This is a genomic window from Sinanaerobacter chloroacetimidivorans (genome assembly GCF_018128545.1).
GTDB classification, from domain to species: domain Bacteria; phylum Bacillota; class Clostridia; order Peptostreptococcales; family Anaerovoracaceae; genus Sinanaerobacter; species Sinanaerobacter chloroacetimidivorans.
The window spans coordinates 174,631-187,986 of sequence record NZ_JAGSND010000008.1; the positions used below are offsets into that span (position 1 = coordinate 174,631).

Below are 13,356 nucleotides of genomic sequence, written 5' to 3' on the forward strand. Positions count from 1 at the left end.
TAAACTTTTCCAGAGGATTGTTATGAAATGGACAAAAGAACAACAGGAAGCCATCGATATAAGAGATAAAAATATTCTGGTATCCGCTGCAGCCGGATCCGGTAAAACAGCGGTTCTTGTGGAAAGAATCAAACAACTCATTTTGAAAGATCAAGTTCCGCTGGATCATATGCTGATTGTTACCTTCAGCAATGCGGCTGCATCCGAAATGCGAGAAAAAATTGTTGAATCCATAACCAGGGAGATTGAAACTCTGGAGGATCTTGACAGTACCGGTAAAGCCAAAAATACCTTTCTCAGAAATCAGCTTTCTATGATTCACAAAGCGAATATCAGTACATTCCATGCCTTTGCCATGGAAATCATCAGAAGATATTTCTATTTGATTGATGTGGATCCGAATTTTAAAATATGTGATGAAGCACAGAAGACAATCCTTCAGGCAGAAGCCATGGAGCAGCTTTTTTTCGATCATTTTGAATCCGACGATCAGGATTTTATTTGTTTTTTGAAGAAATATGCACTTACAAAAAATGAAGATCCGGTGAAAGAAATGATCCTGGAAACCCATACTTTTATTCAAAGTATTCCGGATTCCTTTCAATGGCTGAGAGAAAAAGCCGATTTTCTCGCTTGTTCGAAAGAGACGTTTTTGAAAAGCGAAGCCTTTGCTGAGATGAAAAGAGATATCCTAAAAGCCCTGGATTTGTCAAAATATTATTTCACTAAGGCAGGAGAGATTCTTGAATCAAATGGAATATCGAGTCTGATTGCAAAATGGAATCTCGATATGGAAATTTTGGAAAACCTGAGACAAGGATTTGATTCCTTACCCTTTGATGAATTTGCAGCTCTGCTGCAGCAGGTAAAATTCCAGACCTTTTCTGTTTCAAAAGCAGAAAAAGAAGAATATGAAGAGATCAAGGAAAAGGTAACGGAATTACGGGAAAAAGGGAAGGGCTGTCTGAAAAAAACGGCAGGCCAATATTTGGCCAAATCGCTGGATGATTTTGTAGAAGAGCTCAATGGTACTCATGAAAGTGCCTGTTACCTTTATCATCTGGTAGAATCCTTCGATGAGATCTACCGGTTGAAAAAAGAAAAGAAAGGGCTTATCGACTTTAATGATATAGAACATTTCGCTCTTCGGATATTGTCTCACGAAGAAGCAGCGGCAGAATACAGAGACAAATTTGCGTACATCTTCATTGATGAATATCAGGACAGCAACATCGTTCAGGAAACGCTGATCAGCAGAATCAACAGACACAATAATTTATTTATGGTTGGAGATGTAAAACAAAGTATCTATAAGTTCAGACTTGCGGAACCTGAACTTTTTATCAGTAAATACGAAAGATTTAAAGAAAATACGAGCCCCTGGGATACAAAACTGGATTTAAATCAGAATTTCAGAAGTAAGGGGAATGTTATTACAGCTGTAAACGATATCTTCCACCAAATTATGAAAAAAGATTTATCCGGCCTGGATTATGATGAGGCTGCCGCTTTATACCAAGGGGTCTCCTATCAGGGAGAACTGGATTATCCTGTAGAACTCCATCTTGTGGATGATATGCAGTTGGATGATTCATCCATTGATGAAGAGATCAGGGAGATGAAAAAGGCGGAAATGGAAGCCTTTGTTGCAGCACAGATTATCAAAAAATCTAGAGGCATACCTTTTTATGACTGCAAAAAAAATGAAATCCGAAGCTTGACGAATAAGGATATGGTTATTTTGCTACGCGGTGCAAAAGGGCATGGAGACATTTATTTCGAGGCGCTGCAAAAGGAAGGAATACCGGCTTATATCGATACCAGTGACGGCTATTTTGATACGGTGGAAATTGAGGTCTTTCTGAATTTACTCAGAGTGATCGACAATAAAAAGCAGGACATTCCGTTATTGAGTGTTTTGCGTTCTGTCATCTTTGGATTTACCATAGAAGAATTGATCCTGATCCGTTTATGGAATCAGTCCGGCGCTTATCATATGATCTTTGAGGAATATGCAAATGAAGGGCCGGAAGACCTGCTCAGGGCAAAATGCCGTAGTACCCTGGAAACCATCGCCCACTGGAAAAAAGAAGCCGCATTCATGTCACTGGAGGATTTTTTATGGAAGCTGATACGTGACACCGGTTATTATGAATATGCCGGGGCCATCCCGGCGGGGACCCAGCGGCAGGCAAATCTAAGGGCATTGGTGGATAAGGCCATTCAGTTTCAAAGTGCCCAGATGAAGGGATTATTCAGCTTTATTCATTACATAGAAGCGATTAAAAAAAGAAAAGTGTCCATGGGACAGGTAAAGCTGTTAGGCGAAAACGATGATGTAGTCCGAATTATGACGATTCATAAAAGCAAGGGTCTTGAATTTCCCATGGTACTGGTAGGCGGTTTAGGCAAAAAGTTCAATCGTGATCAGGCGACAAACCGGGTTAGCTTTCATAAGGATCTGGGCTTGGGAATGAGATTTATCGATGAGGAAAATGCATGCTATAAAAAAACCATTATGCAAACTGCCATAGAGCAGAAAAAATACAAGGAGAGTATGGCAGAAGAAATCAGGATACTTTATGTTGCCTTTACAAGAGCCATGGATAAGCTGGTTCTCCTTGGATCTTTGCATAATCTGGATGAGAGTCTGCAGTCCTATGAAGGTAAGGAGAATCAAGATCTCATCAGTGCAAGATCCTATCTCGATATGCTGATACCGGCTTTGCCTTTATCCAAGATCCCCTGTATCGGGCATCATCGCGGGGATATTCAAAGAAAAAAAGAAACGGAGAATGAAAACCGGATAAAAGTGCAGGAACTGTTTCTCAGAACGGGAGATAGGGGAGATTTCGGTTGGGAAGCTACCGAAGCCCCATCACTAAGAGAGGAAATCGACAGGCGCTTACGCTATGTATATGAGCATCAATCAGCTCTGAATTTAAAGTCAAAGTTTACCGTGACAGAGCTAAACCAGTTGGCAGATCAGCAGGGATACCGGCATAAAGCATCTATTGCCTCCTTAACGGTTCCCAAGCTTGGCCAAAAGACGGTTTCCTTTACTCAGGCGGAGAAAGGGACTATTCTGCATAAGGTCATGGAAAAGATGGATTTTTCCGAGATGTTGATGCAGGTTAGGGAATCGGAAGAGAAGGTCGGCCAGGGGGAAATCCCTGTGGCGGCCTTTGTGGATACCCTGGTTTTGAAGGAAATCCTCTCCGAGGAAGAGGCAGCAGTGGTGGATATCAGTAAAATCCTCGGTTTTCTTCGGTCTGATATAGGCAGAAGAGCATCTCTGGCAAAAAATATTGAGAAAGAAGTCTCTTTCAATATTGTAAAACAGGTATCCGGAGAGACTATCATCATTCAGGGAACCATAGACTGCTATTTTGAAGAACAGGGCCAGTACGTTTTATTGGATTATAAATCCAATGATTACACAGGCTTTGATACGGAAACGGAAATTCAAATCCTGAAAGAAAAATATCTGCCTCAAATTGAATTATATAAGGAGGCCTTGGAGAAAATCAGAAAAGTACAGGTAAAGGAATCCTATTTATACCTTTTCGGATTTTCCAAGGCAATCAAAGTCGAGCCCTAAACAATAGGAAATTCAAATAGAAAAAATTAAATTTAATAAAAAATTAAAAAGCTCCGGGTTATTTCGCCCGGAGCTTTGCATGATCAAGATGCCTTGTAATTGCCTTGACGCCTGCATCCACCTCTTTGTTTTGAAACGCCTCGAAGATCTCTCTATGTTCTTCCAGAACATCATCCAGGTATTCATCCACATAGGTGTTTGCAGTTTTGCTTTGCTTGATATAGATTTGGTAGGAAGACAAGACATGCTGCAGCATTTTATTATGGGAAGCTGCATAAATCAATTCATGAAAACGCATATTAATATTCAGCATTTTTTCCGCATCTTTTTTTTGCGTGTAGAATTCCATAAATTCAAATGCCTCTTCCAGTTTTTCGAACTCCTCCTTCGTGATTCGTTCAATGGCCCATTTTACGGCCAACACCTCATAGGATTTTCTAAGTTCATACATATCCTCGAAATCCTGAGGGGAAAAGCCGATCACAAAGGCTCCCCGGTTGGGTATGGTCTCGATGAGCCCTTCAAGCTCCAATTGCTTAAAAGCTTCTCTTACCGGTGTTCTGCTGACATGATAGGTATCACAAATCTGCTGCTCTGTCAGCTTTTCTCCCTGGCGCAGCTTGCCTTGCAGGATATCTTTTCTGAGATTGGTAAACAGGTCTGAGGAAAGAGGCATCCCGGTTGCTTTAATCCCGGCAGCATTCTTATACGTCAGCGTCATAAATAAAACCTCAAATCTTTGATAATATATAGTCGGCAAACTCGGCCCCGGTAGCTCCATCCGGTCTTCCGGTAATGACGAGTTTCCTTTCTTTTATTGTGCATTCTTCCAAGGCGGTAAATAGCCTGTCAGCTTTTTCCTGATATCCGATATGAGATAAAAGCATAGCCCCTGCACGGATCACACTGCAAGGATCCGCATAAATATCCCGGCCTTCTTCCACCATACGGGGAGCGGAACCATGAATGGCTTCAAACATGGAATACTGCTTGCCAAGATTTGCACTTCCGGCAGTTCCTACACCGCCCTGGAACTCTGCAGCCTCATCAGTCAGGATGTCGCCATATAAATTCGGAAGTATCAGAACCTCAAACTGGCCTCTTCTCTTTTCATCGATAAGCTTTGCGGTCATAATATCGATATACCAGTCATCTACCTCGATATCAGGATAATCTCCGGCAACCTGCTTGCAGACGTCCAGGAATTTACCGTCCGTTGTTTTCACAACATTGGCCTTGGTAACAATGGTGACTCTCTTTTTATTATTGTTTTTAGCATATTCAAAAGCAAGTCGTGCAATACGTTCCGTACCCGGAGTGGTGATCACTCTGAAGTCGATGGCCAGATCATCGCTGATATTCAAACCCTGGCTGCCCATGGCATACAGGCATTCTGTGTTTTCACGGAAGAAGGTCCAGTCTATACCAAGCTCCGGAACCTTTACAGGACGAACGTTGGCAAAAAGATCAAGCTCCTTACGCATCGCTACATTGGCACTTTCCACATTTGCCCATTTGTCTCCCTTTCGCGGGGTGGTGGTAGGTCCTTTTAACAGGACATTACAGGTTTTGATTTCTGCCAGAACGTCATCCGGAATAGCCTTCCCGGCGGCAGCTCTGTTTTCTATGGTACAGCCGTCTATTGTTTTAAATACTACTTTGCCGGCTTTTATTTCATCAGCCAGCAGCTGCTCCAGAACTCTTCTAGCCTGTGCAGTAATGGCAGGACCGATCCCATCACCGCCTATCACACCGATGATAATTTGATCCAGATCCTGATACCGGATAAAGTCCGTATCGGATTTCATTCTTTCCACTCTTGCAAGCTGCTGCTCAACAATGGCTTCAAAGGCTTTATTATAGTCCATACTTCTACCTCGTTTTCTAAAAAATCAATATAATTATTTTTTTATAACAAAGGTTATAATTGAATATTTCTCAATGCATTGAGTACCTTTGCAATAGTTTCATCCGAAACCGACTTGGATTTTTTGTTAATGCTTCCTGAAGCCAATAATGTGATCCGTCACATTTTGGCTCACAAAAAATCAGGAGGGGAGGATAGAAAATATCAAAAGTACGAACCGCATTGAAAATATTCTTTATACCCTTATCCTTTAATCTGATTGATCTTCCCGCCAGCTAAAATCATTTCAATTTCAAGCTCGGAGAAGTTCGTTAGAGCAATGTACTCTTTACCTGTAGTCACGTTTTGAATGATGATTTCAGGATTTTTTACCTGTTCTCTGGCATTTTTAATCATGAGCTTGTCACCAAGAGTAAAAGTGTCATAGTCTCCCGGATTTTTAAATACCAATGGCAGAATACCGCTGTTGATCAAGTTAGAACGGTGGATTCTGGCAAAGGATTTTGCTAGAACAAACTTGATTCCCAGGTACAGAGGAGCCAGTGCAGCATGCTCTCTGCTGGATCCTTGTCCATAGTTTTCACCGCCCACGATGATTCCGCCGTCCGCCTCCTTACAACGAGCTGCAAATTCCGCATCAATTTTTTCGAAGCAGTAGTTAGCAAGGTAAGGGATGTTGGAGCGATAAGGAAGTAATCTGGAATCCGAAGGCATGATATCATCCGTTGTGATGTTGTTCCCTGCATGAAGAACTACTTCTCCCGATACCGTATCCGGCAAATTAGTATTCTGAGGGAACGGCTTGATATTCGGTCCCATTTCTACTTTCGTATTTCCTTTGTTTGTATCCTTTGGATAGACAATAAAATTGTCATTATAAGCAAAGTTTTCTTCCGTAATTTCAGGAAGATGGACTCCGCTTTCCGAGCCATCTGTGAGAACTCCCATAACGGCCGATACTGCGGCAGTTTCAGGACTTACCAGATAGACGTCAGCATCCAGTGTTCCGCTGCGTCCTTTAAAGTTTCTATTAAAGGTACGAAGGGATACGGCTCCTGATTTCGGGGACTGTCCCATACCGATACAGGGACCGCAGGCGTTTTCGATGATTCGCGCACCGGCATCGATCATGGCTGCCAGAGCACCGTTTTGTGCAAGCTTACTCAGAATTTTACTGGATCCCGGGGAAATTACCAGGCTGACGTCCGGGCTGACCTTTTTGCCCTTCAGGATTTCTGCTACCTTCATCAGGTCAGAATAGGAAGAATTGGTGCAGCTTCCGATGGCCACCTGATCGATTTTAATGGTTCCGATATTTTTGATCGTATCGACGTTATCAGGGCTGTGAGGCATGGCAGCCAGCGGCACCAGTGAAGACAGGTCCACCTTCAGCACTTCATCATAGACTGCATTCGGATCCGCAGACATTGGAATATAATCTTTTTCTCTGCCCTGAGCAGCGAGATACTTTCTTGTATTTTCATCACTTGGGAACAGGGATGTGGTTGCGCCCAGTTCGGCTCCCATATTGGTAATGGTAGCTCTGTCCGTTACGGACAAGGTTTTTACTCCGTCTCCTGTATATTCTACGATTTTTCCGACACCGCCTTTTACGGTGAGTTCTTTTAATACGTATAAAATAACGTCCTTAGCAGATACCCAAGGTTTCAGACTGCCGGTAAGCTCAACCTTCAATACTTTTGGAACAGTAAGACTGTAAGTACCCTTTGCCATGGCAACGGCAACATCCAAACCGCCTGCACCGATGGCGATCATGCCGAGGCCGCCCCCTGTAGGTGTGTGGCTGTCGGAACCTAACAGTGTTTTTCCCGGAATTCCGAAGTTTTCAAGCTGCAATTGATGGCAGATACCGTTTCCCGGTTTTGAGAATAAAACGCCGTGTCTCTTTGCCACGCTTTTGATAAATTCATGGTCATCCGCATTTTCAAAACCAGTCTGCAAGGTATTGTGATCGATATAAGCGACGGAAAGCTCCGTTTTGATTTCTTCTACATCCATGGCTTCCAGCTGTAAATAAACCATAGTTCCGGTAGAGTCCTGCGTCAAAGTTTGATCTATCTTGATGGTAATTTCATTCCCTGGGGAAAGAGTACCCTCGACAAGATGATTTTCTAAAATTTTATAGGCTAATGTTTTTCCCATACGGTTCATCTCCTTTATTTTGTAATTGCTCTCAAGTTGTTGATTGTATAACTGTATACAATTATACAATTTTTTTTACGAATCGTCAATGTGACTATGGGGATATAAAGTAAAAAAATTAGTTAAAATAATAGGAATTTATTTCTTTTTTTGCATTGAAATCTCGGAACTGATACTATATAATGGTGTCACGTCGAAAAAAACATCTACATATGGGAGGTAAGGAATGAAATCGGTAATCAAAAGAGATGGAACCCAGGTAACGTTTCACAGCGAAAAAATAAAAACTGCCATTGAGAACGCCATGCAGGAAACCAAAATCGGAATCAATGAAAAGCTCGCCGGTGATATTGCTGCAGCGATAGAAAAACAAGTGGAAAAATCGGAAAGGACCATTCATGTTGAGGACCTTCAGGACTTGGTTGAAGATTATCTGATGGCAAGTGACCGGAAAGATGCCGCCAAGAAGTTTATTATCTACCGTTATGAAAGAGATAAAACCAGGGATGCCAGAAAGAGACGTGACGGAAGGATCATCTCTGATGAGTTTGTAAGTAAATATAAGCATGCACCATCACCCATGAGTCAGTTGGGCAGCTTTGTCTATTATAGAACCTATTCTCGTTGGATCTCGGAGGAAATGAGAAGAGAATACTGGTGGGAGACCGTCAGGAGGTCTGTAGAATACAACTGCAGCCTCGTACCTACCTCAAAGGAGGAAGCGGAAAAGCTATATAAAAATATTTTTGAGCTGAAACAATTCTTATCAGGCAGAACTTTCTGGGTAGGAAGTACTGATGTTTCCAAATATTATCCCATGTCCAACTATAACTGCTCCTTTCAGGTTATCGACAGCTTTGCGGCGTTTCGCGACATATTCTACCTGCTTATGGTGGGATCCGGAGTCGGCGTACGTGTTTTAAAGTCTGATGTGGAAAAGCTTCCGCCTGTACGAACGGATGTGGAAATCATTCATGAATCCTATACACCGATGCTGAGAACCTTGAGACAGGACAGTACCTCCCTGGAGTTCACCCATAACGATACGGTGAAAATAACCATAGGAGACAGCAAGGAAGGCTGGGTCCAGTCCATGGACTATTTCCTGAAAGCCCTTTACAGTACGGAGTATCGTAAGATCAAGACCATCATCTTGAATTATGATCATGTAAGGTCAAAGGGAGAGAAGCTGAAGACCTTCGGCGGAACCGCCAGCGGGCATTCCAGCATGAAGAATATGTTTATTAAAATAAATAAAGTCATTGAAAAAGCAAAATGCAGAAGCACCACGAGTAAAGTAAAGCTGAAACCCATCGACTGTCTGGATATTGCTAATATTATCGGTGAAAATGTTGTAGTGGGCGGTGTCCGCAGAACGGCTGAGATCGTACTGATCGATCAGGATGATAAAGAAGCTATCCAGGCGAAAAGTGAATTATATAAAAAAGTGGATGAAAAATGGGTAATCGACAGTGAAATCTCCCATAGGCAAATGAGCAATAACTCTATCTTCTATCAAAGAAAGCCTACCAGGCAGGAACTCCATTGGCATTTACAGCAGATGAGATATTCCGGTGAACCCGGCTGGGTAAATGAAGAGGCCGGCGCCAAACGAAGACCTGATTTTAAGGGAGTAAATCCGTGTGCGGAGATATTGCTGGATTCCAAAGGTCTATGCAATCTTACCACGGTAAACGTGATGGCTTTTGTAATCGATGGAAAGCTGGATTATGCAGGCCTTATGGAGGCTCAGCGGCTTTCGGCCAGAGCCGGTTACCGAATGACCTGCACAGAACTGGAAATCCCCGAATGGAATGCGGTACAGCAAAGAGATAAGCTCCTGGGCTGCTCTCTGACCGGATGGCAGGATATGGTAAATGCTTTGCAGTTGGATCAGGAAGGGCAGGAAAAACTGCTTCTGGATCTGAAACAGACTGCTCGTCACGCGGCATCGGAATATGCCAAGGAGTTAGGGCAGGCGGAGCCGCTGCTCATAACCACCATTAAGCCGGAGGGTACCCTAAGTCTGCTGCCTGTGGTTTCAAGCGGTGTCCATTTTTCACATGCGCCGTATTACGTAAGAAGAGTCAGAATCAGCAGTGATGATCCCCTGACAAAGGTTTGTGAGGAGCTTGGATATCCGGTTTACCCGGAAGTCGGACAGGATCACGACACCTGCGTTACCAAGGTGGTTGAATTTCCGGTAAAAGCACCGGAAGGCAAATTTAAGAGTGATGTCAGTGCCATTGAACAGCTGGAAATTTACAAAATGTTTATGAATCATTATGTAGAGCATAATTGCTCGATAACCGTTCATGTCAGAGATGATGAATGGGATGCTGTTGAACAATGGGTTTGGGATCATTGGGATGATATCGTTGCCTTGTCATTCCTCTCATTTGAAGATAATTTCTATGAACTTCTGCCCTTTGAAGCAATCTCGGAAAAGGAGTATCATAAGAGAGCTGAGGCTATGAAGTCCTTTATTCCATCCCTGATCTCAAAATACGAGAAAGAAGAAGTGGATTACGACATCGGAAATGAAGGCTGTGAAGGAGGCGTTTGCCCGATTCGGTAACCCCAAATCTATAGTTCTGTATTTCCAGTTGTATAAATACAAAATAGATAGCCGGTATACAAAAATCAAATATTGAATAAAGACCACGGGTAATGCGGATATGTATTGCCCGTATTTTTTATTGAATATGAGAACTGCTCGACTGACACACGGTGCTGTGAGAGGCCGGGAAATTTGAATATCTATATTATTCAAATTTCCCTCCTGCTCGATTTGATTATTTTTTATTACCAGCTCTAATATTCTTAGCCTATTTCGTTTGATTGACCTCTTAATTCTTCATCTGATAATTCATTAAACCGGCCTTTTCTTTGTAAGTACATTCCCACAGCAACCAAAATAATGAAAGTCGGAATTCCAAAAACTGCAGTCATCCTGCTGTTTTTGTCAATAATCGTTCCTGCTATTGTGCAAATACAAACAAAGGCTGTGAGAATGGGTCCAAACGGATACCACTTTGCTTTAAATTTCAATGTGTCGAGGTTGATTCCTCTTTTTGTCAGCCATCCTCTGAATCTGTAATGACTTAGTGATATCCCTAGCCAGGAGAAAACTGTTGCCAAACCTGATGCAGAGACCAGAATAATATAAACCTGATCTGCACCCATAAAATTCGTTAGAAAAGCAAAACCTCCCAAGGAAGCTGACAGAAGAACTGCGGGAACTGGAACACCCCTTGAATTTACCTTTATAAAAACTCTTGGCGCCTTTCCTTCAAGAGCGATAGAATAAAGCATTCGGCTCGAAGCATATAATCCCGAATTGGCACAGGATAATACGGCTGTGAGTACTACAAAATTCATAAGGGAATCGGCAAAAGGTATACCGGCGTACTTAAATATTACAGTAAACGGGCTTACTAATACGGAAGCATCTTTATATGGCAGCAAAGCCCCCATTACAAAGATAGCGCCTACATAAAAGAGTAGGATTCTCCAAAATACAGTTTTGACTGCTTTCGGAATATTTTTTTCAGGTTCGGCACTTTCTCCACCTGCGATTCCAATGATTTCTGTACCCAGAAAGGCATAGACCGCAGTAAACATGCAAGCGATCACTCCTATAAAGCCATTCGGAAATAAGCCTCCGTATGCTGTAAAGTTGCTAAGACCTGTTTTGGGAGGATTACCGACAACGCCGGCGATCATAAGTATGCCGACTATAATAAAGATTATCACAGCCAATATTTTTAAGCTGGCGAACCAGTATTCCGTTTCTCCATATGCCCTGGCGCTAAATAGATTAATCACAAGAAGGATAGCGCAGAATAAAATGCTCCAAATAACCATTGGTACTGTCGGGAACCAGTAGGACATGAGAATTGCAGCGACCACAATTTCTATTCCTGTTACGATTGCCCAGCTAAACCAGTAGTTCCAACCAATCGCGAATCCAAATGCCGGGTTTACGTATTTCGAACTGTATGTAGAGAAGGATCCTGATATGGGAAGATAAACCGACATTTCACCAAGACTGTTTATCATAAAGTAAACCATGATACCGATTATTGTATATGCTAACATAGCACCGAAACCACCGGCTACGTTTAATGTATTTCCCGTCGCGAGGAACAATCCGTCACCAATGCATCCTCCTATGGCAATCATAATAAGGTGCCTGCTCTTTAGGCCTCTTTTTAATGTGTTCTCATCTAAATTTTTATCGGTCATTCGCGTATTACCTCCTTAAAAATATATTTACTCTGCACCTACGATTACTTCTTCTAACGCATTGACACCAATTACTTTTTCTTTATTTTCTCGAAGTGTCTTTATATAAAGAAGCGTTTCTTTATCAAATTTTTCACCTGGACATACAAGTGGAATACCTGGCGGATAAGGGATTACACTGGAAGCACAAATTAAGCCCGCAGCGTCTAAAAGAGGAACCCTTATTTTATCTTTTGGTATTTCATATAATGTTGACCTTCTAAAAGCTAAATGCTTATTAGCATCTTCTTTTTTACAGAGGTCTTTTTCGTTAGCGCTATTTTTATGCCTGCTTTCGCTAATTTCTTTTAATGCTTTAACGAGTCGTTCAAGGTCTGCCTTGGTATTGCCGATTCCAGTCATACACATAACCAAATCTCCGGTGTAAAGCTCAATAAATATGTTATACTCAAGCAGCATATTTTCTAATTCGTCACCGGTGATTCCAATTCTTCCAAAACTGAAGTTAATTTTAGTCCAATCGATTCCTGGTACCTTGCCAATAAATTCTAAGCCTTCAATTTTCTTTGCTTCTTCATAAAAATAATTGAGATGATCAACCCATTCTTTCATCAGCAAATGTCCGTGATTTTTCAGGATTCCTGCATTGATATCCAAGGAAGCCATGAGGATATAGGAAGGACTTGTACTTTCAATACATTGAAGCTTATCCTCAATCACATAGGGTGATATCCTGTCGGAATTGAGGTTAAGAATTGCACTCTGGGTGTATGAAGCCAGTGTCTTATGAGTGCTGTTGATAACAATATCCGCACCTGACTCTTCTGCCGATTTCGGTAAGCCTTGAACACCGAATTTGCTGAACATCTTCAAATGCGCGCCATGAGCCTGATCAACAATCAGAATCTTGTTATATTTGTGAACGATTTCTGCTATGGTTTCAATATCGGAGCAAATACCATAATAGTTTGGACTTGGAAGGATGACTGCCTCGGCTTCCGGATTGTTTTTCAGAAGTGCTTCTATTTCTTCAGGAGGGATTGCTCCTGAAATACCATATTCCTGATTCAGTTCAGGATAAGCATAGATAGGCTGAATGTCTGCCAGCGTCAGCGCATTAAATACCGATTTATGACAGTTTCTGGCCATAATTAATTTTTTCCCTTTTGGAACTGAGGCTAAAATTGCTGCAATGATTCCTCCGCTTGTACCGTTAACAAGCAGATAAGATTTTTTTGAATCATAAAGCTCTGCATATGCATCTTGGGCTTCTTGCAATATGCCCTCAGCCTGAAAAAGGTTATCCGCTCCGATAATTTCGGTAATATCGCAGTCCATATAGTTTTCTAGAAATTCATTGCAGCCAAACCTCTTATAAATTGCTGATCCTTTGTGGCCAGGCATATGAAATGAAATTGGATTCAACTTGGCATGACTAATTAAAAAGTCTTGAATGGGTGTCTTTATGCTCATGATT

General features: G+C 41.9%; 7 protein-coding genes. 2 read left to right on the forward strand and 5 right to left on the reverse strand.

Going from position 1 to position 13,356, the window contains the following annotated elements; all coding sequences use genetic code 11:
* The first annotated feature begins 22 nt into the window (after positions 1-22).
* Positions 23-3,601: a helicase-exonuclease AddAB subunit AddA gene (gene addA / locus KCX82_RS13210; protein ID WP_227018949.1), complete on the forward strand. Its 3,579-nt coding sequence runs from the start codon at positions 23-25 to the stop codon at positions 3,599-3,601.
* A gap of 58 nt (positions 3,602-3,659) precedes the next feature.
* Here the strand turns inward: addA and KCX82_RS13215 are convergent, their stop codons facing one another.
* The 3 genes from KCX82_RS13215 to KCX82_RS13225 form a co-directional block, all read right to left on the reverse strand.
* Positions 3,660-4,322 carry a GntR family transcriptional regulator gene (locus tag KCX82_RS13215; RefSeq protein WP_227018950.1) on the reverse strand — a complete coding sequence of 221 codons (663 nt, stop codon included), beginning with the start codon at positions 4,320-4,322 and terminating at the stop codon, positions 3,660-3,662.
* A gap of 10 nt (positions 4,323-4,332) precedes the next feature.
* The gene (locus KCX82_RS13220) at positions 4,333-5,469 is read right to left on the reverse strand and encodes an isocitrate/isopropylmalate family dehydrogenase (protein ID WP_227018951.1); all 1,137 of its coding nucleotides are present in this window, start codon (positions 5,467-5,469) and stop codon (positions 4,333-4,335) included.
* Between the two features lie 242 nt (positions 5,470-5,711).
* Positions 5,712-7,631 (reverse strand): aconitate hydratase, encoded by a 1,920-nt coding sequence (locus tag KCX82_RS13225; protein WP_227018952.1) that lies wholly within the window; start codon positions 7,629-7,631, stop codon positions 5,712-5,714.
* 226 nt (positions 7,632-7,857) lie between these two features.
* Between KCX82_RS13225 and nrdJ the strand changes: the two genes are divergently transcribed.
* Entirely contained in the window at positions 7,858-10,209 is a 2,352-nt protein-coding gene (gene nrdJ, locus KCX82_RS13230; RefSeq protein ID WP_227018953.1) for a ribonucleoside-triphosphate reductase, adenosylcobalamin-dependent, read from the forward strand.
* Between the two features lie 245 nt (positions 10,210-10,454).
* Here the strand turns inward: nrdJ and KCX82_RS13235 are convergent, their stop codons facing one another.
* A complete protein-coding gene (locus KCX82_RS13235) occupies positions 10,455-11,879 on the reverse strand; it encodes an amino acid permease (protein WP_227018954.1) in 1,425 nt (474 codons plus the stop codon).
* A 27-nt stretch (positions 11,880-11,906) separates the two neighbouring features.
* Positions 11,907-13,352 (reverse strand): aminotransferase class I/II-fold pyridoxal phosphate-dependent enzyme, encoded by a 1,446-nt coding sequence (locus KCX82_RS13240; protein ID WP_227018955.1) that lies wholly within the window; start codon positions 13,350-13,352, stop codon positions 11,907-11,909.
* Positions 13,353-13,356: the final 4 nt, after the last annotated feature.